The sequence below is a fragment of the Streptomyces sp. NPDC053069 genome, from assembly GCF_044546895.1.
In the GTDB taxonomy this organism is placed as follows: Bacteria; Actinomycetota; Actinomycetes; order Streptomycetales; family Streptomycetaceae; genus Streptomyces.
This window is the reverse complement of sequence record NZ_JBITZN010000021.1, coordinates 137285-163467: the sequence shown is the minus strand read 5'-3', so window position 1 is coordinate 163467 and position 26183 is coordinate 137285. Positions and strand designations below refer to the sequence as shown.

Here is a 26183-nt window from a genome sequence, read left to right as displayed (position 1 = left end):
CTGCCGCAGATGCTCGGGCGTCGTGCCGCAGCAGCCACCCACCAGGGACAGGCCGTACTCGCGAACGAAGGTCTCCTGCGCGTCGGCCAGCTCGGGTGCGGTCAGCGGGTAGTGGGCGCCGTCCTTGCCGAGGACGGGCAGGCCCGCGTTGGGCATGCAGGACAGCGGGATGCGGGCGTTGCGGGCGAGGTAGCGCAGGTGCTCGCTCATCTCGGCCGGGCCGGTGGCGCAGTTCAGGCCGATCATGTCGATGCCGAGCGGCTCCAGCGCGGTGAGGGCCGCGCCGATCTCTGAGCCGAGGAGCATGGTGCCGGTGGTCTCGACGGTGACCGACACGATGACCGGCAGGTCGAGGCCCAGGGCGTCGAGGCCACGGCGGGCGCCGAGGACGGCGGCCTTGGTCTGCAGCAGGTCCTGGGTGGTCTCCACGAGCAGCGCGTCGGCACCGCCGGTGACCAGGCCCTCGGCGTTGCGCTGGTAGGCGTCGCGCAGGGTGGTGTACGGGGCGTGGCCGAGGGTCGGCAGCTTGGTGCCGGGGCCGATCGAGCCGAGGACCCAGCGGGGCCGGCCGTCCCGCGCGGTGAAGTCGTCGGCGGCCTCGCGGGCGACCCGGGCGCCGGCCTCGGACAGCTCGAAGATCCGGTCGGCGATCTCGTACTCGCCGAGGGCGGAGTGGTTGGCCCCGAAGGTGTTGGTCTCGACGCAGTCGACGCCCACCGCGAAGTACGCCTCGTGGACGGAGCGGACGATGTCGGGGCGGGTGAGGTTGAGGATCTCGTTGCAGCCCTCCAGCTGCTGGAAGTCCTCAAGCGTGGGTTCCTGGGCCTGGAGCATGGTGCCCATGGCTCCGTCGGCGACCACCACACGGGTGGCGAGCGCCTGTCGGAGCGCGGACGCACGGGTCCGGCTGTCGGCGGAAGGGGACGGTGGCAACGAGGCCATGAAAGGGCTCCCTAGGTGCGACGGCTGTCGGCTATGCGGCTTCCCCGGCGGGCGGGGATGCCGCACGGCGTCAGAGTAACCGGGAGTGGGCTTGGATGGGCAGCGGCGTCCACGGGCCGGACGCGGATGGCCGGTGTGCCACGGCCGGGTCACGTGTGATGTAACAGGTGCTGTCCCACCATTAGCGGGACGTCGGCATGGACCGGTAGTGTTCGACATTGCCGAACGGCGGGTAACGGAACGGATGACGGTGTACGACAGGTGTCGTCACCGGCGGACGGTACGGCGACGTTCGGCGACAGTCGAAGGGGACGGAGGCAGGACGGCGATGGCACGGAACATCCAGTCGCTCGAACGGGCGGCCGCGATGCTGCGGCTGCTCGCGGGCGGCGAGCGACGGCTCGGCCTGTCGGACATCGCCTCGTCAGTGGGCCTCGCCAAGGGCACCGCACACGGCATTCTGCGCACCCTCCAGCAGGAGGGGTTCGTGGAGCAGGACGACACCTCCGGGCGCTACCAGCTGGGCGCGGAGCTGCTGCGCCTGGGCACCACCTACCTGGACGTGCACGAGCTGCGGGCGCGGGCCCTGGTGTGGACGGACGACCTCGCCCGGTCCAGCGGGGAGAGCGTGTACCTGGGGGTGCTGCACCAGCAGGGCGTGCTCATCGTGCACCACGTCTTCCGGCCGGACGACAGCCGGCAGGTGCTGGAGATCGGCGCGATGCAGCCGCTGCACTCCACCGCGCTCGGCAAGGTGCTCTCGGCCTACGATCCGGTCGCGCACAGCGAGGCGCTGGAGGCCGACCGCAAGCCCTTCACCGACCGCACGGTGTGCGACATGGACGACTTCGAGCACCTTCTCGACATGATCCGCGCGCGTGGCTACGCGGCCGACGTGGAGGAGACCTGGGAGGGCGTGGCGTCGGTCGCCGCGCCCGTCCACGACCGGCGCCGCATGCCCGTGGGCGCGGTCGGCATCACCGGCGCCGTGGAACGGCTGTGCCGGGACGGCGAGCTGCGCCCGGAGCTGATCGCCGCGGTGCGCGACTGCGCCCGGGCGGTGTCCAGGGACCTGGGCGCGGGACGGTTCTGAGCGCTGAGCGCTCCCCCTGCGGGTGCACCGGGACGCCGGGCGGCGTTCCGGTTGTCGCCATACCCTGAAATGGACATATAGGGCTAAAGCTATACGTCAGCGTGTGAAGAGTGACAACCGGAATCGATCAATAACGATCCTGTTTTCGAGAACAGAACCCTTGACGCATGCGTAACGCCGAAGCAAGACTCCCGTCCATCGGTCGGCATTGTCGAACACCTACCGGCAATACGCGCTAGAGTGTGACAACGCCAAGGGCCGGCATCGCTCTCACCCCCGAGGGCGCCAGAACCCCCGGTGGGACCCGGGGTTCGGCGAACCCTGGACGAAGGACAAAGGAGTCGCGGGTGTCCAGCTCCGACATCTTCATCGGCGAGACCATCGGTACCGCCATACTCATCCTGCTCGGCGGCGGCGTCTGCGCGGCCGTCACGCTCAAGGCCTCCAAGGCCCGTAACGCCGGTTGGCTCGCCATCACCTTCGGGTGGGGCTTCGCCGTCCTGACGGCTGTGTACATTTCCGGACCGCTCTCCGGTGCGCACCTGAACCCGGCCGTCACCGTCGCCCTGGCCATCAAGGACGGCGACTGGACCAACGTTCCGACCTATCTCGCCGGCCAGCTGCTCGGCGCGATGATCGGCGCGACGCTGGTGTGGGTCGCCTACTACGGACAGTTCCACGCCCACCTGACCGACAAGGAGATCGTCGGCGGCCCGGGCGCGCAGGCCACCGCGGCCAAGGCGGTCGAGGCCCAGGAGAAGGGCGCAGGACCGGTCCTCGGCGTCTTCTCCACCGGTCCGGAGATCCGGAACGTGGCGCAGAACCTCGCCACGGAGATCATCGGCACCGTCGTGCTGATCCTGGCGGTCCTCACGCAGGGCCTGAACGACAAGGGCAACGGCCTCGGCATCCTCGGCGGTCTGATCACCGCGTTCGTGGTGGTGTCGATCGGTCTGTCCCTGGGCGGCCCGACGGGCTACGCGATCAACCCGGCCCGTGACCTGGGCCCCCGCATCGTGCACGCCCTGCTGCCGCTGCCCAACAAGGGCGGTTCCGACTGGGCTTACGCCTGGATCCCGGTGGTCGGTCCGCTGATCGGCGGCGCGATCGCTGCAGGCATATACAACGTCGCCTTCGCTTAAGAATCACCTCGAAGCACGCGCCGTACGTACAAGCCCCTCACCACGGATCTTTCAGGAGCACACAGTGACCGACGCCCACACCGCAGGCCCGTTCATCGCCGCGATCGACCAGGGCACGACCTCCTCGCGCTGCATCGTCTTCGACCGGGACGGCCGTATCGTCTCCGTCGACCAGAAGGAGCACGAGCAGATCTTCCCGAAGCCGGGCTGGGTCGAGCACAACGCCAACGAGATCTGGACCAACGTCCAGGAAGTCGTCGCCGGAGCCGTCCAGAAGGCCGGCATCACCCGTGACGACATCAAGGCCATCGGCATCACCAACCAGCGCGAGACCACCGTGCTGTGGGACAAGAACACCGGTGAGCCCGTCTACAACGCCCTTGTCTGGCAGGACACCCGCACCGACGCCCTCTGCCGGGAGCTGGGCCGCAACGTCGGCCAGGACCGCTTCCGCCGCGAGACCGGCCTGCCGCTGGCCTCGTACTTCTCCGGCCCCAAGGCCCGCTGGCTGCTCGACAACGTCGACGGCCTGCGGGAGCGCGCCGAGGCGGGCGACATCCTCTTCGGCACCATGGACACCTGGGTCATCTGGAACCTGACCGGTGGTGTCAACGGCGGCAAGCACGTCACCGACGTGACCAACGCCTCCCGCACCCTGCTGATGAACCTGCACACCATGCAGTGGGACGACAAGATCGCCGAGTCGATCGGCGTGCCGCTGCAGATCCTGCCGGAGATCCGCTCCTCGGCCGAGGTCTACGGCGAGGTCACCGGCGGCAAGCTGGGCGACCTGCTCGGCGGCATCCCGGTCGCCTCCGCGCTCGGCGACCAGCAGGCGGCCCTGTTCGGCCAGACCTGTTTCTCCGAGGGCGAGACCAAGTCCACCTACGGCACCGGCACCTTCATGGTGATGAACACCGGTGACAAGATCATCAACTCCTACGCCGGTCTGCTGACCACGGTCGGTTACAAGATCGGCGACCAGCCGACGGTCTACGCCCTGGAGGGCTCGATCGCCGTCACGGGCTCCCTGGTGCAGTGGATGCGCGACCAGATGGGCCTCATCTCCACCGCCGCCGAGATCGAGACGCTCGCGCTCTCGGTCGAGGACAACGGCGGCGCCTACTTCGTACCGGCGTTCTCCGGTCTGTTCGCCCCGCACTGGCGTTCCGACGCCCGCGGTGTGATCGCCGGTCTGACCCGGTACGTCACCAAGGCGCACCTTGCGCGCGCCGTCCTTGAGGCCACCGCCTGGCAGACGCGGGAGATCGCCGACGCCATGGTCAAGGACTCCGGCGACGAGCTGGTGACCCTCAAGGTCGACGGCGGCATGACCGCCAACAACCTGCTGATGCAGACCCTCGCCGACGTCCTGGACGCACCCGTGGTGCGCCCGATGGTCGCCGAGACCACCTGCCTCGGCGCCGCCTACGCCGCCGGCCTCGCCGTCGGCTTCTGGTCCAGCACCGACGAACTGCGCGCCAACTGGCGCCGGGCCGCCGAATGGACCCCCCGCATGGACGCGGACACCCGCGACCGTGAGTACAAGAACTGGCTCAAGGCCGTCGACCGGACCATGGGCTGGATCGAGGACGAGAGCTGAGCGGCTCCCCCAGCTCAGCCATCTCTGACGAGGAGTAAGTACCCGACATGACCAGTCAGTCCACCCTGCAGACCGTGCCTGCCCTGGGGACGCACCCGGCCTCCGGCTCCAACCCGAGCCGGGCCGAGACCAGGGAGCAGCTCTCCAAGGCGTCGTACGACCTTCTGGTGATCGGCGGCGGCATCCTGGGCATCTCCACCGCCTGGCACGCCGCGCAGTCCGGCCTGAGGGTGGCTCTGGTCGACGCCGGCGACTTCGCCGGCGCCACCTCCTCCGCCTCCTCCAAGCTGCTCCACGGCGGTCTGCGCTACCTGCAGACCGGCGCGGTGAAGCTGGTGGCGGAGAACCACTTCGAGCGCCGTGCGGTCTCCCGCCAGGTGGCCCCCCACCTGGCGAACCCGCTCACCTTCTACCTCCCCGTGTACAAGGGGGGCCCGCACGGCGCGGCGAAGCTCGGCGCGGGCGTCTTCGCCTACTCCGCGCTCTCCGCGTTCGGTGACGGCGTCGGCCACCTGCTCTCGCCCGCCAAGGCGGCGCAGGACGTGCCCGAGCTGCGCACCGAGAACCTCAAGGCCGTGGCCGTGTACGGCGACGACCAGATGAACGACGCCCGCATGGCGCTGATGACGGTCCGCGCGGCCGTCGAGGCGGGCGCGGTCGTCCTCAACCACGCCGAGGTCACCGGCCTGCGCTTCACCAACGGCCGGGTCACCGGCGCCGACCTTAAGGACCGCACGTCCGGTGACGAGTTCGGGGTCACCGCCCGTCTGGTGCTGAACGCGACCGGCCCCTGGGTCGACCACCTGCGCAGGATGGAGGACCCGAACGCGGCGCCGTCCATCCGCCTGTCCAAGGGCGCGCACCTGGTCCTGAAGCGGACGTCCCCGTGGAAGGCCGCGCTGGCGACCCCCATTGACAAGTACCGCATCACCTTCGCCCTCCCCTGGGAGGACATGCTGCTGCTCGGCACCACCGACGAGGAGTTCGAGGGCGACCCGGCGGACGTGTCCGTCAACGAGAAGGACATAGCCCAGATCCTGGACGAGGCCGCGTTCTCCGTCCGGGACCAGCAGCTCAAGCGCGACCTGATCACCTACGCCTTCGCCGGTCTGCGGGTGCTGCCGGGCGGTCCCGGTGACACCGCCAAGGCCAAGCGCGAGACGGTGGTGACCGAGGGCAAGGGCGGCATGCTGTCCGTCGCGGGCGGCAAGTGGACGACGTTCCGGCACATCGGCCGTACGGTCATGCAGAAGCTGGAGTCGCTGCCGGGCCACCCGCTCGGTGACGACTTCGAGCCGATCTCCTCGCTGCCGAAGAAGCTGCCGCTGCCCGGCGTCGCCAACCCGCGCGCGGTCGCACACCGCCTGCTGGTGGACGGCCCGGCGCCGGGTCCGCGCATGGCCGCCGACACCGCCAAGCACCTGGCCACCCACTACGGCTCCCTGGCCTTCGACATCGCCCGCCTGGCGAACGACAACCCGGAGCTGGCCGAGCGCGTCCACCCCGACGCCCCGGAGATCTGGGCGCAGGTCGTGTGGGCCCGTGACCACGAGTGGGCCGAGACGCCGGACGACGTGCTGCGCCGCCGTACCACGCTGACCATCCGCGGCCTGGCCACGGACGAGGTCCGCGCGAAGGTGCAGGACCTGCTGGACAAGAAGTAGCCGTCGGTGTGGCCGGTCCGCCGTCCCGACCGGGACCGGCCACACCGCAGCGCCGGACCGCCGCACCGGGTCCGGACAACCGAGAGGGGCGACCCCACGCCGATGGGGCCGCCCCTCTCTCCTGCCCGGGGGGCGTTGTCAGTGCCGGGTGCCTCCATGGGGGCATGAACAACGATCAAGCGCGCTGCCGGAGCCGGGGCGGCGGGAAGCAGCACCTGACGAAGCCCTTCCTGGCATCTGATCGTCACCGGCCCTCACCGGGGCCACATATGGTTCGACGCGCCGCCCGCATAATGTGCTGAGACATCCGATGTCTGACGCATGGGGCGGGCGACAGGAGGCCTGGGATGGCAGTCACCGACGAGGCGATCGAGAAGATCAAAGGCATGATCGTCTCCGGTGCGCTGCGGCCCGGGGACCGGTTGCCCAAGGAGAGCGAGCTGGCCGCCGAGCTGGGCCTGTCCCGGAACTCGCTGCGGGAGGCCGTACGGGCGCTGTCGCTGATCCGGATCCTGGACGTGCGCCAGGGCGACGGCACGTACGTCACCAGCCTCGATCCCCAACTGCTGCTGGAGGCGCTGGGTTTCGTCGTGGACTTCCACCGCGACGACACCGTGCTGGAGTTCCTGGCGGTGCGCCGGATCCTGGAGCCGGCCGCGACGGCGATGGCGGCCGTGCGGATCGGCGAGCAGCAACTGGACGCCCTCACCGCCCAGCTGGACGCGCTGGGCGACGACCCCTCGGTGGAGGAACTGGTCGCCGCCGACCTGGAGTTCCATCGCGGCATCGTGCGCGGCGCCGGCAACTCGGTGCTGTGCTCACTGCTGGACGGACTGTCGGGTCCGACCACGCGGGCGCGGATCTGGCGGGGCCTCACCCAGGAGGACGCCGTCGGCCCCACCCTGCGCGAGCACCGGGCGATCCTCGCCGCGCTGCGCGACCGGGACGCGGAGGCCGCCCGCTCCTGGGCGACGGTGCACATCGCGAGCGTGGAGCAGTGGTTGCGCAGCACACTGTGAAACGCCTGCGCGCAGCGGTCCCCGCTCCCTGGCCGCAGGGGTGTTCCACGGCGGCGAACGGGGCAGTGATCCGTTCACTCCCCCACGCAGGGGGCTGCGGGCGCCCCCGCCGGACGCCGTAAGGTTGGTGAGTCAAGCGAGGGCACGTCGGAAGGAGGCACTGGGTGATCGAGCTGGAGGGGGTTCCCGAGCTGATCGACCCAGTCATGGTGGCCGCGTTCGAGGGCTGGAACGATGCCGGCGACGCCGCCTCCACGGCGGTCGCGCATCTGGAACGCGAGTGGAAGGGCGAGGTGTTCGCGGCGCTGGACGCCGAGGACTACTACGACTTCCAGGTGAACCGGCCCACGGTGTTCATGGACGGCGGAGTGCGGAAGATCACTTGGCCGACGACCCGGCTGTCGGTGGTCCGCGTCGGCGGTGCGAAGCCGCGCGACCTGGTGCTGGTCCGCGGTATCGAACCGTCCATGCGCTGGCGCTCGTTCTGCAACGAGCTGCTCGGCTTCGCGCACGAGCTGGGCGTGGAGCTGGTGGTCATCCTGGGCGCCCTGCTCGGTGACACCCCGCACACGCGTCCGGTGCCGGTCAGCGGGGTGACGTCGGACCCGGACCTGGCGCAGCGCATGGACCTGGAGGAGACCAAGTACGAGGGTCCGACGGGCATCGTCGGCGTCCTGCAGGAGGCGTGCACGCACGCCGGCGTCCCGGCGGTGTCGCTGTGGGCGGCCGTGCCGCACTACGTCTCCCAGCCGCCCAACCCGAAGGCCACGCTGGCGCTGCTGAACCGGCTGGAGGATCTGCTGGACCTGCGGATCCCGCAGGGCGAGCTGCCCGAGGACGCGCGGGCGTGGCAGGTCGGGGTGGACCAGCTGGCCGCGGAGGACAGCGAGGTCGCCGAGTACGTCCAGACGCTGGAGGAGGCCCGGGACACCGCGGAGCTGCCGGAGGCGTCGGGTGAGGCGATCGCCCGCGAGTTCGAGCGGTATCTGCGGCGCCGGGACGTGGGCCCTCCGGGCGGTAAGCAGAGGCCTCCGGCCGGGGGCGGGGCGTCCCGGGAGGATGACGAGGACGGTTCGGAGGACTGAGGCTCCGACGGCTGAGGTACGACGAAGGGGCGGTTCCCGTGTTCGGGAACCGCCCCTTCACTGTGTCACCTTCTCTGTGTCACCTTCTCTGTGTCACCGACGCGCCATGGGCTGCCGCGACAGACCGTCGGGCGTATGACGGCCCGTCGTGGCCTGTCGCGCCCACGCGGCGGTAGCCGCATGTCACACACAGCCCCGCGCCCCTTGAGGGGCGCTCGCGGTGTCTACAGGGCCACCCCGAGGTCTACAGGGCCACCCCGAGCAGCGCGTCCACCGCTCGCGTCACCACGCCGGGCGCGCCGGTGTCCGTGCCGTCCTCCTGCTCCTGACGGGCCGCCCAGCGGTCCACCGCCGCGAGTGCGGCGGGGGCGTCCAGGTCGTTGGACAGGGCCTCGCGGATCTCCTCGACCAGGGCGTCGGCGGAGGGACCGTCGGGGCGGGAGACGGCCGCGCGCCAGCGGCCGAGGCGGGTGACGGCGTTCTGGAGGACCTGGTCGGTCCACTCCCAGTCGGCGCGGTAGTGGTGGGCGAGCAGGGCGAGGCGGATGGCGGCCGGGTCGACGCCCTCGCGGCGCAGCTGGGAGACGAAGACGAGATTGCCCTTGGACTTGGACATCTTCTCGCCGTGCAGGGCGACCATGCCGGCGTGGACGTACGCCTTGGCCATGGGGAACTCTCCGGTGAGCACCTGGGCGTGCGAGGCGCCCATCTCGTGGTGCGGGAAGGCGAGGTCGGAGCCGCCGCCCTGGACGTCGAAGCCCATGCCGAAGTGGTCCAGGGCGATGGCCACGCACTCGATGTGCCAGCCGGGGCGGCCGGGGCCGAGGGAGGCGCCGTCCCAGCTGGGCTCGCCCTCACGGGCCGCCATCCACAGCATCGGGTCGAGCGGGTTCTTCTTGCCCGGGCGGTCCGGGTCGCCGCCGCGCTCGGCGGACAGCAGCCGCATCGCGGCCGCGTCGAGGTTCGAGACCTTGCCGAAGTTCGGGTCGGACTCGACGGAGAAGTAGATGTCGCCCTCCAGCTCGTAGGCGGCGCCGAGGTCGCGCAGCCGCTCCACGAGCGGGACGATGCCGGGTATCGCCTCGACGGCGCCTATGTAGTGCTGGGGCGGGAGCAGCCGCAGGGCGGTCATGTCCTCACGGAAGAGTGCCGTCTGCTGCTCGGCGAGGGCGACCCAGTCGACGCCGTCCCGCTCCGCGCGCTCCAGCAGCGGATCGTCGACGTCGGTGACGTTCTGGACGTAATGAACCTGCCGCTTGGTGTCGAGCCACACGCGCTGAACGAGGTCGAACGCGTTGTAGGTCGCCGCGTGACCCATGTGGGTCGCGTCGTACGGGGTGATGCCGCAGACGTAGATACGGGCGACGGGACCGGGGTCGAGGGTGACGAGGCCGCCGGTCGCGGTGTCGTGGATCCTCAGGTCGCGGCCCTGACCAGGCAGGGCGGGGACCTCGGAAGCGGGCCAGGCATGCATGTACATGAGCCTAACCGGCCAGGAGCTGCGGATACGAATGGGATCGCGCTGGATGGCCGGTTGTGCGCTCTTGTACATGCGCGGCAGATGTGCTTACACGGGCGGCCAGGGGATGGCCGGCCATTCCCCGCCGGGTTCCGGGTGCACTCCCGTGGTGAGCAGTGCGTCGACACGCGCGCGTGTGGCGTCGATCTCGGCGGGGGTGATCAGTCCGGTCAGCCGCTCGCCCAGCGGGCCGCCGAGGGTTTCCCGCAGCCCTTCGAGGACGTCGACGGCCTCGGCGGTCAAAGGCTCCCCCGCCCAGCCCCACAGGAGGGTGCGCAGCTTGTTCTCGCGGTTGAAGGTGACGCCGTGGTCGATGCCGTAGAGCCGGCCGTCGGGGGTGGGCAGCAGATGGCCGCCCTTGCGGTCGGCGTTGTTGATCACCGCGTCGAGGACGGCGAGCCGGCGCAGCCGCTCGTCGTCGGCGTGCACGAGGAGGGCGGTGCGGCCCTCGCCGACCTCGGCGAGGCCGATCGCCTTCCAGCCCGGCTCCGGTTCCTCCGCGTCGACGAGGGCGAGCAGTTCCGCGTCGGCCTGGACGTCGATCCACAGCTGGCACATGCCCTCGCCGTACGGCCCGTCGCGCAGCACGGTCGGCGGGACGAGACCCCAGCCGGTGGCCTCGGAGATCTCGTAGGCGGCGACCTCGCGGCCTGCCAGGGTGCCGTCGGGGAAGTCCCACAGCGGGCGTTCCCCGGCCACCGGTTTGTAGATGCAGTTGGCTTCCCGGCCGTCGAGGGCCACGCTGCAGAACAGCGCGGCGTTGGACGCCTCGCGGATCCGGCCGCGCACGGTCAGCTCGCCCCCGGCGAGCAGCTCGGCGGCGGCTGCGTCGGCCTCCGCGTCGGCAGCCGTCACGCTCCGCGGCGGTATCCGTTCTGGCGCGGACATACGTGTCCTTCCGGATCGAGCGGGAGGCTGCACAGCGGGCACGGCGGCCGCCCGGCGTTGACGACGTCGAGGGCGCGCTTGGCGAAGGCCCGGGCCTGCGCGCCGGTCAGCCGGACCCGCAGCATCGGGGGCCCGTTCTCCTCGTCCTGGAGCAGCCGCTCCTCGGCCTCGGCGAGGTCTTCCTCGGTGTCGGCGTCCAGCTCCACGAGAGCCTGCGCCTCGACGATCATGCGCTGTTCCTCGCCGTCCCAGGCCAGGGCCATCGTACCGACGCGGAACTCCTCCTCGATGGGGGTTTCCAGCGGGGCGGTGTCGGCAATTTCCGTGGGCGCCACGGCGGGGACGGCGGCGCTGCCGCCACTGCGCCGTACGACCTCGTCGAGCAGTTCGTCCATGCGCTCGGCGAGCGCGGCCACCTGGGTCTTCTCCAGAGCCACGCTGGTCACCCGGGAGCCTGCGGTGGCCTGGAGGAAGAACGTACGGCGCCCGGGCAGTCCGACCGTGCCGGCCACGAAGCGGTCCGGCGGGTCGTAGAGGAACACCTGACGGGACACGTCCTGTCTCCATTGAGAGTGAGTTCGGCTGAGAGTGGGTTCGGCGAAGGGGTTCGAGCGTTTCGGCGGTGCGGGCCGTTGCGGATGGCGACTGTGCGGATCACTTCACCCTACTGCGGCCGACGATCACGGTGCGCCCGCACCACCCCCGACCGGTGCGTCGCCCTCACCAGGTTCCTCGCGCGGGGCGAGCGAAGCGAAATCGCCGGTGTCGCCGAGGCGAACGAGAAACGGCCGCAGGCGGGTGTAGCGGATCGCGGTGACGGAACACGGTTCCACGGAGATCCGCTGGAAGAGGTCGAGATGGAGTCCGAGGGCGTCGGCGACCAGGGATTTGATGATGTCACCGTGGGAGCACATGAGGTAGACGGCGTCGGCGCCGTGGTCGCGCTCCACGCGCGCGTTCCACTCGCGTACCGCCTCGGCTGCGCGGGTCTGCATGGCGCGCAGGGACTCACCGCCGGGGAAGGCGGCGGCCGACGGGTGGGCCTGGACGACCTCCATCAGCGGCTCGTCCTTCAGCTCGGCCAGCTTGCGGCCGGACCAGTCGCCGTAGTGGCACTCCCCGATCCGCTCGTCGGTGTGGGCGCGCAGGCCCGGGCGGGCCTGGATCAGGGGCCGTACGGTCTCCTGGCAGCGCTGGAGGGGACTGGTGACGACCTCGGAGATCGGCAGCGCGGCGAGCCGTTCGGGCAGCGCGGCGGCCTGAGCGGCGCCGCGCTCGTCCAGGGTGACGCCTGGCGTCCACCCGGCGAGCACCCCGGAAGTGTTGGCGGTGGAACGTCCGTGCCTGACGAGGATCAGCGTGGGCATGCGGCCCAGGGTAGGCGTATGGACACCGGCACCGGTGACCGGGCGAAGGGAGAATGCGCTCCGTGATCGTGGACTGCGCCATCTACCGGCACGGGCTCCGTAGCGAGGGCCCGGAGGACCTGTCCGACGCGCTCGGCGAGGCGCGGGCGGCGGGAGGGTTCGTCTGGATCGGCCTGTACGAGCCGTCCGAGCGGGAGTTCGACCTGGTCACGCAGGAGTTCGGGCTGCATCCGCTTGCGGTCGAGGACGCTCTGAAAGCGCATCAGCGGCCCAAGCTGGAGGTGTACGACGACTCGCTGTTCATGGTCCTGAAGCCGGTCGTGTACGAGCCGGAGAGCGACACCGTCTCAGCGGGCGAGATCATGCTCTTCATCGGCGACTGCTTCGTGGTCACCGTCCGCCACGGCGAGGGCTCGCCGCTGGCCGCCGTGCGGCGTCGGCTGGAGGAGGAGCCGGAGATGCTCGACAAGGGCCCGACCGCCGTGCTGTACGCGGTCTCCGACGCCGTCGTCGACCACTATCTGGAGGTGGCGACGGAGCTGGGGACCGATCTGGAGGAGCTGGAGGCGGAGGTGTTCCAGCCGGAGGGCGGCGGCTCGCGCCACACCGCGTCCCGGATCTACGGCTTCAAACGGCAGGTCCTGGAGTTCCGCCGGGCCACCGGCCCGCTGGCGCTGCCGCTGGCCCGGCTGGCGGGCACGGGACAGTACGGCGGCGGGGTGCCCTTCGTGCACGACAAGGCCCGCCCGTTCTTCCGGGACGTGGGCGACCACCTCATGCGGGTGAACGAGTCCGTGGAGGCCCTGGACCGGCTGGTGTCGGACGTCCTGTCGGCGCATCTGGCGCAGATGAGCGTGCGGCAGAACGACGACATGCGGAAGATCTCCGCGTGGGCGGCGATGGCCGCGGTCCCCACGATGATCGCGGGCATCTACGGCATGAACTTCGACCACATGCCGGAACTGCACTGGCTGTGGTCGTATCCGGCGGTGATCCTGGCGATGGCCGCGCTGGAGGTGCTGCTGTACCGGCTGTTCAAACGGCGCGGCTGGCTGTGAGGCTCGCTCCGGGGCTCGATTCCCGGGCTCTGTTCCGGGGCTCGACTCCTGGGCTCGACTCCTGGGTTCGGCTCCTGGGTTCGGCTCCGAGGCTCAGGCGAACTCGGGGGCGGTGGTGGCGGGGCCGCCGAGGGCGTCGCGGCGCTCGGGCATGCGGAGGCTGACCATGCGCCGCCAGCCGCCGAGGCGCTCATAGGCGTACGCCGCCCGGATGCCTGCCGCGAGCAGCGCGCGCTTGGCCCCGGACCAGCCCAGGATGCGGCCCATGTGGGCCATCACGGCGAGGCTGACGTCCCGGTGGACGCGGATCTCGGCGAGGGCGCACGCGCGCAGGACGCGCTGGATCAGCCGGGCGTGCCCGGCGGCTGCGAACCGCAGCAGTTCCTCGTGGGTGTAGGCGAGGTGGTTGTCCTCGTCGTGGGAGATCACGCGTACGGCCCTGCCGATCTCCGGGTGCTCGGCGAAGTCCCGGAGGAGCATCACCATCTGGTCGGCGGCGCGCTGCTCGGTGACCCGGCTGTGGGCGAGGTAGACGATGATGTCCCGCACGGTGAGCGGCTCGTCCCGCCTGAGCCTGTCGTGGGCGAGGCCGATGCCGTGCCGCTCCAGGAGCATCGTGTAGTCGGTCTCGGGCGGTACGGCGACGGGGGTGAGCCCGCGCTTCTTGAGCAGGGCGGTGAAGATGCGTCCGTGCTTGTCCTCGTCGGCGCCGTGCCGGGCGATCTTCGGGGCGAGCGCGCGTTCGCTCTGCGGTACCAGCGCGGCGATCCGGCCGTTCTCCCAGCCGCCCTGGGCCTCCCCGCCGGCGGCGATGGAACAGAAGAGGCGGAACGACTCGTCGTTGTCGACGATCTCCTGGAACAGACTCTTGGCCGAAAGCATGAAATGAGTCAAATGCGAACGAAAGAGGGCCGCAACAGCTGTCGGCCCCCCACTCGGCCGGAAGAAGGAACACGAGCGTCGTAACCGCGCGGGGCCGGGCGCGTTGTTCCCGGTGACGGCCGTGGCGGGGAAGACCCCCCGAGCCCCCACCACGGCCGCTGAAGCCCCCTGGAAAGGGCCTAGGCCAGACCGGCGCGCTCCAGGGCCTCACTGCCGGCCCGCAGGGAGGCGATCCGTTCCTCCAGCGTGAAGCCGGCCGGGGAGAGGCTGAGCGTGGTGACACCCGCGGCGGCGTAGGCCTTCATCCGGTCGGCGATACGGTCCACGGAACCCAGCAGCGTCGTCTTGTCGATGAGGTCCTGCGGGATCGCGGCCGCGGCGCCCTGCTTGTCGCCGGACAGGTACTTCTGCTGGATCTCGGCGGCTTCCTTCTCGTACCCCATGCGCTGGGCGAGCTGGTTGTAGAAGTTCTGCTTGGCGCTGCCCATGCCGCCGACGTACAGCGCGGTGTAGGGGCGGAAGGTGTCCGCGAGGCGGGCCACGTCCTTGTCGTCGCCGACGGCGATCGGCAGGGTCGGGCACACGTCGAACCCGTCGAGGGTCTTGCCGGCCTTCTCGCGCCCCGCGCGCAGGTACTGGAGGGTGGTCTCCTCCAGGTGGTCGGCGGCCGGGAAGATCAGCAGGGCGCCGTCGGCGATCTCGCCGGTCTGCTCCAGGTTCTTCGGGCCGATCGCGGCGATGTACAGCGGGATGTACTCACGCTGCGGGTGCACGGTCAGCTTGATCGGCTTGCCCGGGCCGCCGGGCAGCGGCAGCGTCCAGTGCTCGCCCTCGTACGTCAGCCGCTCGCGTGTCATGGCCCGCCGGACGATCTCCACGTACTCGCGGGTGCGGGCCAGCGGCTTGTCGAACTTGACGCCGTACCAGCCCTCGGAGACCTGTGGTCCGGACACCCCGAGCCCGAGCCGGAAGCGCCCGCCGGACAGCGAGTCGAGCGTCGCGGCCGTCATCGCGGTCATCGCGGGCTGGCGGGCCGGGATCTGGAAGATGGCCGAGCCGACGTCGATGCGGTCGGTCTGGGCGGCGACCCAGGAGAGCACCGTCGCGGCGTCGGAGCCGTAGGCCTCGGCGGCCCAGCAGACGGAGAAGCCCAGCCGGTCGGCCTCCTGGGCCACGGCCAGATTGTCCGCGTCCATTCCGGCACCCCAGTAGCCGAGGTTGATCCCGAGCTCCATGACCGATTCCCCTTACCCGCGAGTAACGTCGTTGTCGGGGTGACCTTAGCGCGGGGTGGAGTTCCCCGCGCCCCCTCGGGGCGCTCCGGCACGGAGAACCTGGGCGGACCGGTTGTCCACAGGCAACCCACCGCACCGCCTCTGGCCAGTAATCTCGCGCTCATGGAGCAGAGGCATCTCGGCCGTACCGGCCTGCGCGTGTCCCGCATCGGACTCGGCACCCTCACCTGGGGCCGGGACACCGACGAGCACGACGCCGCGGACATGCTGAAGGCGTTCTGGGAAGCCGGCGGAACCCTTGTCGACACCGCGGACGTGTACGGCGACGGAGAGGCGGAGTATCTGCTCGGGCAGCTGATGGACGGCCTGGTGCCACGCCGGGACCTGGTGATCTCCACCAAGGCGGGCAGCGTCCCCGACCCCGACCGCCGCTTCGACGGCTCCCGCGGCCATCTGCTCGCCGCACTCGACGCGTCCCTGGCCCGCCTGGGCACGGACTACGTCGACCTCTGGAACATCCACGCCTACGACCCCGACACCCCGCTGGAGGAGACGCTCCAGGCCCTCGACATAGCGGTCGGCAGCGGTCGCGCCCGCTATGCCGGCGTCTCCAACTTCTGCGGCTGGCAGCTGGCGAAGGCGGCCACCTGGCAGCTCGCGGCGCCCGGCACAAGGACCCGGCTGGCCAGCACGCAGATGGAGTACTCGCTGCTGCAGCGGGGCGTGGAGCGCGAGGTGCTGCCCGCCGCACTGGACCTCGGCGTGGGTCTGCTGCCCTCCTCCCCGCTCGGCCGTGGCGTGCTCACCGGCAAGTACCGGCACACCACTCCCCCGGACTCGCGCGGTGCCTCCGAGCACCTGGCCCCCTTCGTGGAGCCGTATCTGGACGACACGGCGACCCGCATCGTGGACGCGGTGACGACCGCCGCCGACGGGCTCGCCGTCACCCCGCTCCAGGTGGCACTCGCCTGGGTCCGGGACCGGCCCGGCGTGGCCGCGCCGATCGTCGGCGCGCGCACCGCGCAGCAGCTCACGGCGGCATTGTCAGTGGAGGCCCTTAGTCTTCCTGACGAGATCTGCAGGGCGCTGGACGATGTGTCGGCGCCCGTGCACCGCTATCCCGATCACGACTGGAGCACGCTGTGAGCACGGAGCCGGAGACCACGGAGGAAGCCGGGCCGGGGACGCCGGACACACCCGGAACCCCGGACCGGGACACCGCGGCGCCGGGGGAAAACGGTGCCGGCGGTGCCGACGGCGGGGTCAGCGGGGAGCACAAGGGCGTCGGCGGGACCGGGAGCGCGGACCACGTGACCGATGCGGACGGCACGGACGGCCTGAGCGGTGCGGCGGACACGGACGGCGACGGCGCCGCCGCGGGCGGCGAAGTCACCGACGAGAGCGATGCGGAGGGAACCGACAGCTCACGCGACGGCAGCGGCGCCGACGGTGATGGCGAGGGCACGGGACAGTTGTCCGAGGCCGAGGCCGAGTTGGCCGCGCAGCGGATCGAACGGGAGCGGATCGAACGGCGCAAGGCCGAGAAGAGGACCCCGATCCAGAGCGGCACGAAGCTCAGCGGCAAGGCTGCCGACCTGCTCGCGGCGGTGCGGGCCGTGGAGAGCGGCGAGAAGCCGGCGGCCACGGTGTTCGCCGAGCCCGCGCCGGCGCCGCGCCGCCCGGCCCCCGAGCCCGTACTCCGGCCGCAGCCCGCGCCCGCCCCGGCCGCCGCCGCGCCCGCCGCTCCGGCACCGCACACGGTGGAGGGCGTCCGCCGGGTGCTGGCCGAGGGCGGCGCGCCCGAGGCTCTCGCCGCCCAGGTGGCCGCGGCACTCGGCGAGGGCGCCGACGCGGTGCTCCGCGAGGATCCCTGGCAATTGCTGCGGATCAGCGGGGTACGGCCCGACCAGGCCGACGGCTTCGCACGCGCCCTGCTCGGCGCCGCCTGCGGCCCGGACGACGAGCGGCGGGGCCGTGCGGTCACGGTGTGGCTGCTGGAGCAGGCGGCCCTGGCCGGGCACACCGCGCTGGACCTGCCCACGCTCACCGCGGCGTTGGGCCGGCAGAGCGTGCCGGACCCGGACGCGGCGGTACAGGGCACGCTCGCGGAGGGCGAGGCCCTGGCGTTCCAGGACGCCCTGGAGGAGACCGGCGCCCCGACGCCCCAGGAGACCGAGGAGGAGCAGGAACGGCCGGTGCGGGTCCTCGTCGGCCTGGAGCGGTACGCGCTGGCCGAGGAGAGCCTCGCCGACGGTCTGGCCCGGCTGGTCAACTCCCTGGCCAAGGAGACCGAACAGGCCTGGCGCACGGCCGCCGAGTCGGTCTCGGGCGGCGCTGCCGAGCTGGTCCGCGCGGTCGCCGGGCACGGCCTGGTGCTGCACACCGGCGGAGAGGCGGCTCGCGCCGAACCGGCCGCGCTGCTCGGAGCCGCCCGCGCCGCGGGCCTGCGGGCGTTCGCCGTCTGCCACACGCCCGACGGCCGCCGGCGCCTCGCCGCCGCCCTGCCCGGCGCGGACCCGGCGGAGCGGAGCGTGGGCACGGTCGCCGGTCTGCTGTCCGGCGCCGAGGGTCCGGGCCGGGACGCGGACGGCGCGCTGGAACTGGACCTGCTGATCGTGCTGGACGCCCCGCAACTGGACGTGGAGAGCGCCGCGATGCTGGTGGAGTCGCTGCCCGACGGGGCCCGGCTGCTGCTCAGCGGCGACCCGGCGGTGCTGTGGTCGGCCGGTCCGGGGCGGATCTTCGCGGATCTGCTCGCCGCCCGTGTCTGCCCGCAGATCGTCTCCCGCGTCCCCGATCCCGGACCGATCGGCGAGCTGGTCTCCGGTATCGGCATCGGTGAGCTGAACCAGGTGGCCGCTCCGGGCAAGGAGATCGTCATCGTCCCGGTGCGGGACGCGGGGGAGGCCGTGCACCGGACGGTTCAGCTGGTCGCGGACTCGGTGCCGCGGGCGATCGGTGTCCCGGCCGAGCAGACCGTGGTGATCACTCCGGGGCACGGCGGCGCCGCGGGCACCCGGGCCCTCAACTCCGCTTTGAAGGAACGCCTCAACCCCGGACCCGGCCGCTTCGGCGGCTTCGACCCCGGCGACCGGATCGCCTACAGCCCCGCTCCGGGCCGTACGGTGCCGGGCGTGGTGGTGAAGGCCGACGCGGCCGGGCTGCACCTGTCGTGCGCGGGAGCCCCGGTGGTCGTACCCCGCGAGCGGGTGGAGGCCGCCGTACGGCACGGCTGGGCACTGACCGCGCACCAGGCGGTGGGCATCCGCTGGCCCGCGGCGGTCGTGGTGCTGCCCGGCGACGCGGCGCAGGCCCTCAGCAGACCCTGGGTGTACACGGCGTTCGGCCGGGCGGAGCGGCATCTGTCCGTGGTCCACGGCGTGGAACAGGCCCTGCCGAAGGCAGTGGCGCAAACCCCGGCCAAGCCCCGCACCACCCGCCTGCAGACACTGCTGCGCACGCAGGTGCCGACGGGCTGAGCACCCTGTCTCCGCGTCTCCGCCGCGACGGCCCGGCCCCGACGGCGGAGTCGGGGATCCCCCACGCCCCTCAGGCGGTGGGGGAGGTGCCGTACCGGCCCCAGGCGCTCACGGCACCGCCGGCTCCGCTCACTTCTCGGTGTCCAGCGGCTCCAGACCCTCGTCCCGGTCCTCGACGAACTCGAGCTCGTCGTCCTCGTCCGCCTCCTCGTCGTCCTCGTCGTCCTCGTCGAAGACGGCGCTGACATCGAAACGGCACACGACCTGCTGCGGATCGATGTGCTCGAACGGCGTCTCCAGCCACTCCCCGGCCTCGGGCGTCTCGTCCGTGGCCGTGACCCAGAGCGTGGAGTCGCCCTCCTCCAGGCCGAACTCCTTGTGCCGGGACGCGATCTCGTCCGGTTCGAACTCGCCGAACAGGATGCCGAGCGCCCCCGGAACCGTACCGGCGGCGTCCTCGGGCAGACCACCGGCGGCCGAGTACTCCGCCGCTTCGACCCGCTGGGCCTGCGCCAGCAGCCGCTGGGGTTCCGCCACGGCGTAGTCGCGGCGGATCAGCACGCTGATCGCGTGAGGTTCCTCGGGGCCTGCGTACGGCGGCAGCTCCTCCGCGCCGGGGATCTCGAAGGGCGTGACCTCGTCGTAGCGGTCGTAGAGCAGCTCGTCGTACACCTCGGCGGCCGCGGCCAGCTGGTTGAACGCCTCCAGGACGGCCGGGTCGTCGTCTCCCGACCTGCGTTCGACCGCGGCCAGATGACGGTCGAGCGCGGTCTTGACCGCTTCGGCGGCGGCGCGTACCTCGGCAGCGGTGGGCTGCGCAGCATCAGACATAGTGCAGACGCTATCCGTACCGAGCCCCAGCCCGCACAATAGATGCGATGCCGGAATACGAATTTGTCGACGTGTACGTGCCTCGCGGGGTCTCCCGCAAGGAGGCGACACGTCTGCTGACGGACCATGCCGAGTACGGACACTGGGAGTTGGACCGACTGAGCCTGCTGCGCGACGGCAGCCGCAGGGTGCGGTTGCGCCGGCGGATCATCCGCCAGGTGCGTGCCACGTGGTGATGCCGGCGACCTGAACCGGAGCGGGCCCCGTCTGACACGGCGGGGCCCGCTCCGTTCACTGCGCTCCCCGGTCGGGGCTTCCGGTTACGCCGTCGCCCGCGCCTTGCGGTAGAGCACCGCACCGGCGAGCAGCGCGCCCGCGCCGACCGGCAGCACGAGGTCCAGCGGCAGCTCGCTGCCGGTGTGCGCGAGCTGGGCGTCGGTCAGCGGCTGCCCGGAGCGGCCCCCGTGCTGCGTGACCTGGCTGGACCCGTGGGATCCCTGGGGCGTGTGACCGCCCTGGCCGGGCGGGGTCGTCGGGTTTCCCGGGTGGCCCGGCTGACCGGGGTGACCGGGCTGACCCGGGTGACCGGGGTGCCCCGGGTGACCGGGATGTCCCGGCTGGCCCGGCTGTCCGGGCGGGTTGCCGTGGCCGCCGCCCGGCGGCTGGGTGTGGTCGCCACCGCCTCCGTTGGCACAGTCGTTGCCCTCGGCGGCGTTGCCGGCTCCGATGACGTTCACGCTGTTGCCGCAGACGTTCACCGGCGCGTCGATCGGCACCTGCACCGTGTTGCCGGAACCCACGCCCGGCGACCCGCCGGTGTGGCCGCCCGCGTGCGAGCCGCCGTGTCCCCCGGAAGAGCCGCCCTCGTTGACGCACGTGTTGCCCGCGGCCGGGTTGTGCAGCCCGACGACGTTCACGCTGTTGCCGCAGACGTTCACCGGGGCGTCGATCGGCGCCTGCACGGTGTTGCCGGAACCCACGCCGGGCGAGCCGCCGGTGTGGCCGCTCGCGTGCGAGCCGCCGTGTCCGCCCGAAGCGCCGCCGTGGTTGGCGCATGTGTTACCCGCGGCCGGGTTGAGCAGCCCGACGACGTTCACGGTGTTGCCGCAGACGTTCACCGGCGCGTGCACCGGCACCTGCACCGTGTTGCCGGACAGTACGCCGGGCGAGCCGGTGGCGGCGCCGGCCGCGCCCGCGGCGGCGTGGGCATAGCCGCTCGCGGCGGCGATCACACCGGTGGCCGCAGCCATCGTCATCAGGCCCTTGCGGGTGCCCTGTCGCATTCTGATTTTCCCCTGCCTTCGATCCTGCTGTGCCTCGCGATTGCGACCCTCGCGGATCATGACTCCGCGCAAGAGGCCGGTCGGCCCCGGAGCGCATGGCGCGCGCCGGGGCCGACGGCTCGAAAATGACGCCCCCCTCAGGAGGTCGTCGTCACTTGTTGACGCAGGTGTTGCCGAAGGCAGGGTTCAGGAGCCCGATCACGTTGACCGTGTTGCCGCAGACGTTCACCGGGACGTGCACGGGGACCTGAACGACGTTGCCGGAAACGACACCCGGGGAGTTCACGGCGGCACCCTGCGCTCCGGCGTCGGCAACAGCGAGGCCCGCGCCCGCGAGAACCAGCCCACCGGTGGCAGCCGCAGCAGCGACGACCTTCTTGATCATTATTCCTCCTTGTTGGCAATGCGACTCCAAGGTGCGGAGTCACATCACCTGTAACGAGGAGGAACTAATGAAGCTACGAACCGATCGTCGCATTCACCCGTTCCAGTCGATCTCGTACGGGCGGCCGATTACCTCGGCCCAGGACCTCACGACGCGTCGATGAACCGGTCCAGCACGCGCACCCCGAAACGCAGCCCGTCCACCGGCACCCGCTCGTCCACGCCGTGGAACATCCCGGCGAAGTCCAGCTCCGGCGGCAGCTTCAGCGGGGCGAAGCCGAAGCCGCGGATGCCGAGGTCGTCGAAGGACTTGGCGTCGGTGCCGCCGGAGAGCATGTAGGGGATCGCCTTGGCCGTCGGGTCCTCGGCCAGCAGCGCGGACTGCATGGCCTCCACCAGCGCCCCGTCGAAGCCGGTCTCGACCGCCTTGTCGGCGTGCACGTCCTCACGGCGGATGTTCGGTCCGAGGAGCCGGTCGAGGTCGGCGAGGAACTCCTCCTCGTGGCCCGGCAGGAACCGTCCGTCGATGTGCGCGGTGGCCTCACCCGGGATGACGTTGACCTTGTAGCCGGCGTTCAGCTGGGTGGGGTTGGCGGTGTTGCTCAGCGTCGCGCCGATCAGCTTGGCGATGCCACCGAGCCGGGCGAGGGTGGACTCCATGTCCTCCGGGTCCAGCTCGGTGCCGAGCGCGTCGCCCAGTTCGTCGAGGAAGGCCCGGGTGGTCTTGGTGACCCGTACCGGGAACTTGTGCCGGCCGACGCGGGCCACGGCCTCGGACAGCTCGGTGATGGCGTTGTCCCGGTGGATCATGGAACCGTGCCCGGCGGTGCCGGCCACGGTCAGCTTCATCCAGTGCATGCCCTTCTCGGCCGTCTGGATCAGGTAGAGCCGGCGCTGCTCGTTCACCGTGAAGGAGAAGCCGCCGACCTCGCTGATCGCCTCGGTGACGCCCTCGAACAGGCCGGGGTGACGGTCGACCAGATGGCGGGCACCGTACGTACCGCCGGCCTCCTCGTCGGCGAGGAAGGCGACCACGATGTCCCGCGGGGGCCGCCGCCCGCTCCTGAGCCGGTCCCGGACGACCGCCAGGGTCATGGCGTCCATGTCCTTCATGTCGACGGCCCCGCGCCCCCACACGCACCCGTCGGCCACCTCACCGGAGAAGGGGTGGTGGGTCCAGTCGTCGGCGTTGGCCGGTACGACGTCCAGGTGGCCGTGGATCAGCAGCGCGGGCCGGGACGGGTCCTCCCCCTCGATACGGGCCACCGTCGAGGCGCGACCCGGGTGCGACTCGAAGATCTCCGGCTCGAGCCCGACCTCGGCGAGCTTCTCGGCGACCCACTCGGCCGCCTGCCGCTCGCCGGGGCCGGAGTGGTCGCCGTAGTTGCTGGTGTCGAACCGGATCAGCTCGCGGCAGAGGTCCACGACCTCGTCCTCACCGGTGACGCCCCTGGCCGTGTCCGTCTCGCTCACGTGCTTCCTCCCACGCCGTCGCTGCTGGTGGTCCTCCTCATCCTGCCTCTCCCCCGCCCGCGGCCCAAGACCGGTCCCGGCCCGTCACACACCGTTCACGCGCGACCGGCCAGGGGACCGGGGGTGATCAGCCACCCCGGAAAGCCTGGTAATGTTTCCTTCGTCGCCGCGAGGGAAACCCCGCCGAAAGGGCTCCCCCGCACGACAGACACCTTGTCCGGGTGGCGGAATGGCAGACGCGCTAGCTTGAGGTGCTAGTGCCCTTTATCGGGCGTGGGGGTTCAAGTCCCCCCTCGGACACTGGAGATACGCAGCGGGGCCCCGATCTTGAGGTCGGGGCCCCGCTGCGTATCCGTACGTCTGGACGTGGCGGACAGGCCCGAAGGAGATCCACAAGAGGTACGATCGACCGTATGGGCACTGAGGAGCGCGTCTTCGCCCCGCGTACGGAGAAGATGTCGATCACTGACAAGCGCCTGCTCAGAGGTGCGCGGGCGCGTGAGATCGTCCTGCGGCGCGCCGTCGACATCGCCTCTCTCGACGGGCTGGACGACGTGAGTTTCGGCCGTCTCGCGACCGATACGGGCATGAGCAAGGCGGGCATCCAGACGCTCTTCAAGTCCAAGGAAGTGCTCCAGCTCGGGACCATCGACCAGGCGCGCGACATGTTCGTCGACGCGGTCGTCCGCCCGGCATGGGCGGCGGCCCCCGGAGTCGAACGGCTGCGTTCCCTGGTCGAGCACTGGATCGAGTACGCCACGGCCCCGCTGTTCGAAGGCGGCTGCTTCCGAGTCGCCAACATCGCCCGTTTCGACAGCAAGCCGGGAGTGATCCGGGACGCCCTCTTCCGCGATCAGCAGGAATGGCTCGGCACCATCGAGAAGGAGCTGCGCAACGCCGTCGACGCCCGCGAAATCGCGGAACTCGACATCGACCTCGCGGTCTTCCAGATCGATTCCGCCCTCTGCGCGGCCAACACGGCACTGCGCCTGGGCGACGAGGACGTGGTCGCCAAGGTCCGCCGTACCGTCGGGGACCTCCTGAAAACGCCCTGACCGCCGCCCTGGGTGTCCGTGTACGTGTGGGCGGCTTGTCTGCCGCCGCTGCCGGTGCTCCGGGCGACTCCCTAGACTTGAGGGGTGGCCCGGCCCAATGAGGAGGTCGAGGCGCTCCTTCAGGAGTACGCGGACCTCATCGCGATCACGGGAGGCGACGCCTTCAAGGCGCGCGCCTACGAGAAGGCGGCGCGTGCCATCGGCGGGTATCCGGCCGATGTCGCGAAGCTGGACGAGAGCGGGCTGAGGGAGATCCCGAACGTGGGCCGGTCGATCGCCGACAAGGTGATCGAGTATCTGCGCACGGGGAAGATGGCGGTGGTCGAGGAGCGCCGGGCGCAGATCCCCGCCGGGGTCCGGGAGCTGATCACGATCCCCACCCTGGGCCCCAAGAAGGCGCTGCGCCTCTATGAGGACCTGCACATCTCGTCGGTGAGCGAGCTGGCCGCGGCGATCGAGGCGGATGCGCTGGCCGATCTGAAGGGCTTCGGCGAGAAGACGCAGGAGAACATCCGGCACGGCATCGACCTGCTGCAGCGGGCGGGCTCCCGGGTGCCGCTGTCGCTGGCCCTGGACACCGCCGAGCAGATCGTCGCCGAGCTGTCCGGGGTGACCGGCTGCAAGCGCTGCGGTTACGCCGGTTCGCTGCGCCGGATGCGGGAGACCGTCGGTGATCTGGACGTCCTGGTCGCGGCCGAGCGGTCGGAGCCGTTCATGGCGGCGCTGTGCGAGCTGCCGGCCACCGCGGAGGTCGTCGCACGGGGCTCGAAGAAGACCTCGGTGCGCACGGGCAAGGGGCTCCAGGTGGATCTGCGGGTGGTGCCGCCGCAGTCGTGGGGTGCCGCGATGCAGTACTTCACCGGCTCCAAGGCGCACAACATCCGCACCCGCACCCTCGCCGTGCACCAGGGACTGAAGCTCTCCGAGTACGGCCTGTTCGACGCGGAGAGCGGGGACTCGCTGGCCTCGCGCACCGAGGAGGAGGTGTACGCCCGGCTCGGGCTGCCGTGGATCGTGCCGACGCTGCGGGAGGACCGCGGGGAGATCGAGGCGGCCGTGCACGGCGAGCTGCCCGAGGTGGTGACCGAGAAGGACATCCGCGGCGACCTGCACACCCACACCGACCTCACGGACGGCCTGGCCCCGCTGGAGGAGATGGTGGCGGCCGCCGCCGAGCGCGGTTACGCGTACTGCGCCGTGACCGACCATGCGCCCAACCTGTACATGCAGCGCATGACCGACGAGAAGATCCTCGCCCAGCGGGAACGGCTGCGGGAGCTGGACGGCGCCCACCACCGGATGCGGCTGCTGCACGGCACGGAACTCAACATCGACCCGGACGGCGGGGTGGACTGGCCCAGGGAGTTCCTGGCCGGCTTCGACCTGTGCGTGGCCTCGCTGCACTCGCACTTCGACCTGGACCGCAAGGCGATGACCCGGCGGCTGGTGCGGGCCTGCGAGAACCCGTACGTCAACGTCATCGGGCACCCGACGACCCGGCTGATCGGCAAGCGGCCGGGCGTCGACGCCGACTGGGACGAGGTGTTCGCGGCATGCGCGCGCACCGGCACCGCGCTGGAGGTCAACGCGCAGCCGGACCGTCTCGACCTGCGCGACGAGGACATCCTGCGCGCCAAGGAGCACGGGGTGAAGTTCGCGGTGAACACCGACGCGCACTCCATCCCGCACCTGGCGCAGCTGCGCTACGGGGTGGGCACCGCGCAGCGCGGCTGGCTCACCCGGGACGACGTGATCAACGCCTGGCCGCTGACGAGGCTGCGCCGCTTCCTGCGCAAGGGGCGGTGAGGGGTGTCATTCCCGGTCCAGCCACAGGGGTGACAGGTCCTCCTCCGTATCGGCCGCTCCCACCGCCTTGATGTCCCCGTCGGCGGCGCGCAGCAGCATCCGGCCCATGGCGATGAGCGCCCGGCCGGCGGCGAGTTCGTCGCCGATGTCCGGCACATCCGGGTCGTACGGGTTCCTGCGGGCCTCCGCGTGGCTCTCCAGGACGTTGTCGCCGGTGTCCAGGATGATCCGGGCGGTGGTGTCCGGGTCGTGCTCGGAGAGGTACAGGTTCAGCCGCCATTCCTTGATGGCCGGGGGATGGCTGGTCCTGGGTCGGGTCATCATGCGCCTCCCTGGGCTGCGCTGCCCTTCCACTGTGCACCCGGCCGCACGCCG

At 71.2% G+C, this 26183-nt stretch carries 24 protein-coding genes and 1 tRNA gene; 13 read left to right on the top strand and 12 right to left on the bottom strand.

Annotated elements, in window-relative coordinates; genetic code table 11:
- On the bottom strand, positions 1-942 hold a 942-nt coding region (locus ACIGXP_RS36505), incomplete at its 3' end, for a homocysteine S-methyltransferase family protein (protein ID WP_399775785.1).
- Positions 943-1270: 328 nt separating this feature from the next.
- Between ACIGXP_RS36505 and ACIGXP_RS36500 the strand changes: the two genes are divergently transcribed.
- The 6 genes from ACIGXP_RS36500 to ACIGXP_RS36475 all read left to right on the top strand — a co-directional run bounded on the left by ACIGXP_RS36500 (position 1271) and on the right by ACIGXP_RS36475 (position 8548).
- Complete coding sequence (locus tag ACIGXP_RS36500) at positions 1271-2035, top strand: IclR family transcriptional regulator (RefSeq protein ID WP_363219358.1); 765 nt, start codon at positions 1271-1273, stop codon at positions 2033-2035.
- Positions 2036-2382: 347 nt separating this feature from the next.
- A complete protein-coding gene (locus ACIGXP_RS36495) occupies positions 2383-3177 on the top strand; it encodes an MIP/aquaporin family protein (RefSeq protein WP_363219357.1) in 795 nt (264 codons plus the stop codon).
- Positions 3178-3241: 64 nt separating this feature from the next.
- Positions 3242-4780 carry a glycerol kinase GlpK gene (gene glpK, locus ACIGXP_RS36490; protein ID WP_399775783.1) on the top strand — a complete coding sequence of 513 codons (1539 nt, stop codon included), beginning with the start codon at positions 3242-3244 and terminating at the stop codon, positions 4778-4780.
- 47 nt (positions 4781-4827) lie between these two features.
- Positions 4828-6444 (top strand): FAD-dependent oxidoreductase, encoded by a 1617-nt coding sequence (locus ACIGXP_RS36485; RefSeq protein ID WP_399775781.1) that lies wholly within the window; start codon positions 4828-4830, stop codon positions 6442-6444.
- A gap of 347 nt (positions 6445-6791) precedes the next feature.
- Positions 6792-7463 carry a FadR/GntR family transcriptional regulator gene (locus tag ACIGXP_RS36480; RefSeq protein ID WP_399775779.1) on the top strand — a complete coding sequence of 224 codons (672 nt, stop codon included), beginning with the start codon at positions 6792-6794 and terminating at the stop codon, positions 7461-7463.
- Between the two features lie 164 nt (positions 7464-7627).
- A complete protein-coding gene (locus ACIGXP_RS36475) occupies positions 7628-8548 on the top strand; it encodes a PAC2 family protein (RefSeq protein WP_363219353.1) in 921 nt (306 codons plus the stop codon).
- Positions 8549-8792: 244 nt separating this feature from the next.
- Here the strand turns inward: ACIGXP_RS36475 and mshC are convergent, their stop codons facing one another.
- The 4 genes from mshC to ACIGXP_RS36455 all read right to left on the bottom strand — a co-directional run bounded on the left by mshC (position 8793) and on the right by ACIGXP_RS36455 (position 12322).
- Positions 8793-10022, bottom strand: coding sequence for a cysteine--1-D-myo-inosityl 2-amino-2-deoxy-alpha-D-glucopyranoside ligase (mshC, locus tag ACIGXP_RS36470; protein ID WP_399775777.1), 1230 nt, complete (start codon positions 10020-10022; stop codon positions 8793-8795).
- 93 nt (positions 10023-10115) lie between these two features.
- Positions 10116-10955 (bottom strand): SCO1664 family protein, encoded by an 840-nt coding sequence (locus ACIGXP_RS36465; protein ID WP_363219351.1) that lies wholly within the window; start codon positions 10953-10955, stop codon positions 10116-10118.
- Entirely contained in the window at positions 10919-11509 is a 591-nt protein-coding gene (locus tag ACIGXP_RS36460) for a DUF3090 domain-containing protein (RefSeq protein ID WP_351242613.1), read from the bottom strand. The genes ACIGXP_RS36465 and ACIGXP_RS36460 overlap by 37 nt, the downstream gene beginning before the upstream one ends.
- A gap of 126 nt (positions 11510-11635) precedes the next feature.
- Complete coding sequence (locus ACIGXP_RS36455; protein WP_399775774.1) at positions 11636-12322, bottom strand: histidine phosphatase family protein; 687 nt, start codon at positions 12320-12322, stop codon at positions 11636-11638.
- 62 nt (positions 12323-12384) lie between these two features.
- Between ACIGXP_RS36455 and corA the strand changes: the two genes are divergently transcribed.
- Positions 12385-13380, top strand: a complete 996-nt coding sequence (corA, locus tag ACIGXP_RS36450; protein WP_363219349.1) for a magnesium/cobalt transporter CorA — start codon at positions 12385-12387, stop codon at positions 13378-13380.
- Positions 13381-13473: 93 nt separating this feature from the next.
- On the opposite strand, the gene ACIGXP_RS36445 is transcribed toward corA, so the two are convergent.
- On the bottom strand, positions 13474-14262 hold the full coding sequence (locus tag ACIGXP_RS36445; RefSeq protein WP_399775772.1) for a ferritin-like domain-containing protein: 789 nt from the start codon (positions 14260-14262) through the stop codon (positions 13474-13476).
- A gap of 179 nt (positions 14263-14441) precedes the next feature.
- Entirely contained in the window at positions 14442-15497 is a 1056-nt protein-coding gene (locus ACIGXP_RS36440) for an LLM class F420-dependent oxidoreductase (RefSeq protein WP_363219347.1), read from the bottom strand.
- Between the two features lie 162 nt (positions 15498-15659).
- On the opposite strand from ACIGXP_RS36440, the gene ACIGXP_RS36435 reads away from it, so the two are divergent.
- Together ACIGXP_RS36435 and ACIGXP_RS36430 are read left to right on the top strand one after the other, a co-directional pair.
- Positions 15660-16643 (top strand): aldo/keto reductase, encoded by a 984-nt coding sequence (locus ACIGXP_RS36435; RefSeq protein WP_363219346.1) that lies wholly within the window; start codon positions 15660-15662, stop codon positions 16641-16643.
- On the top strand, positions 16640-18976 hold the full coding sequence (locus ACIGXP_RS36430; protein ID WP_399775769.1) for a helix-hairpin-helix domain-containing protein: 2337 nt from the start codon (positions 16640-16642) through the stop codon (positions 18974-18976). Before ACIGXP_RS36435 ends, ACIGXP_RS36430 begins: the two co-directional genes overlap by 4 nt.
- 129 nt (positions 18977-19105) lie before the next feature.
- Here ACIGXP_RS36430 and ACIGXP_RS36425 read toward each other — a convergent pair whose 3' ends face one another.
- Positions 19106-19807 (bottom strand): hypothetical protein, encoded by a 702-nt coding sequence (locus tag ACIGXP_RS36425; protein ID WP_399775767.1) that lies wholly within the window; start codon positions 19805-19807, stop codon positions 19106-19108.
- A gap of 47 nt (positions 19808-19854) precedes the next feature.
- Here ACIGXP_RS36425 and ACIGXP_RS36420 point away from each other — a divergent pair, with 47 nt between their 5' ends.
- A complete protein-coding gene (locus tag ACIGXP_RS36420; protein WP_014671721.1) occupies positions 19855-20043 on the top strand; it encodes a DUF5703 family protein in 189 nt (62 codons plus the stop codon).
- An 84-nt stretch (positions 20044-20127) separates the two neighbouring features.
- Here the strand turns inward: ACIGXP_RS36420 and ACIGXP_RS36415 are convergent, their stop codons facing one another.
- From ACIGXP_RS36415 to ACIGXP_RS36405, 3 genes are all read right to left on the bottom strand, one after another.
- Complete coding sequence (locus ACIGXP_RS36415; RefSeq protein ID WP_399775765.1) at positions 20128-21090, bottom strand: chaplin; 963 nt, start codon at positions 21088-21090, stop codon at positions 20128-20130.
- A gap of 151 nt (positions 21091-21241) precedes the next feature.
- Positions 21242-21475, bottom strand: coding sequence for a chaplin ChpH (gene chpH / locus ACIGXP_RS36410; RefSeq protein ID WP_363220488.1), 234 nt, complete (start codon positions 21473-21475; stop codon positions 21242-21244).
- Positions 21476-21621: 146 nt separating this feature from the next.
- Positions 21622-22947 carry a M20/M25/M40 family metallo-hydrolase gene (locus ACIGXP_RS36405; protein WP_399775763.1) on the bottom strand — a complete coding sequence of 442 codons (1326 nt, stop codon included), beginning with the start codon at positions 22945-22947 and terminating at the stop codon, positions 21622-21624.
- Between the two features lie 215 nt (positions 22948-23162).
- Here ACIGXP_RS36405 and ACIGXP_RS36400 point away from each other — a divergent pair.
- The 3 genes from ACIGXP_RS36400 to polX all read left to right on the top strand — a co-directional run bounded on the left by ACIGXP_RS36400 (position 23163) and on the right by polX (position 25808).
- A tRNA-Leu gene (locus ACIGXP_RS36400) sits at positions 23163-23247 on the top strand.
- Positions 23248-23360: 113 nt separating this feature from the next.
- The gene (locus tag ACIGXP_RS36395) at positions 23361-24002 is read left to right on the top strand and encodes a TetR/AcrR family transcriptional regulator (RefSeq protein ID WP_399775761.1); all 642 of its coding nucleotides are present in this window, start codon (positions 23361-23363) and stop codon (positions 24000-24002) included.
- A gap of 84 nt (positions 24003-24086) precedes the next feature.
- On the top strand, positions 24087-25808 hold the full coding sequence (gene polX / locus ACIGXP_RS36390; protein ID WP_399775760.1) for a DNA polymerase/3'-5' exonuclease PolX: 1722 nt from the start codon (positions 24087-24089) through the stop codon (positions 25806-25808).
- Positions 25809-25814: 6 nt separating this feature from the next.
- Here polX and ACIGXP_RS36385 read toward each other — a convergent pair whose 3' ends face one another.
- On the bottom strand, positions 25815-26129 hold the full coding sequence (locus ACIGXP_RS36385; protein ID WP_363214957.1) for a dsRBD fold-containing protein: 315 nt from the start codon (positions 26127-26129) through the stop codon (positions 25815-25817).
- Between the last annotated feature and the right edge of the window lie 54 nt (positions 26130-26183).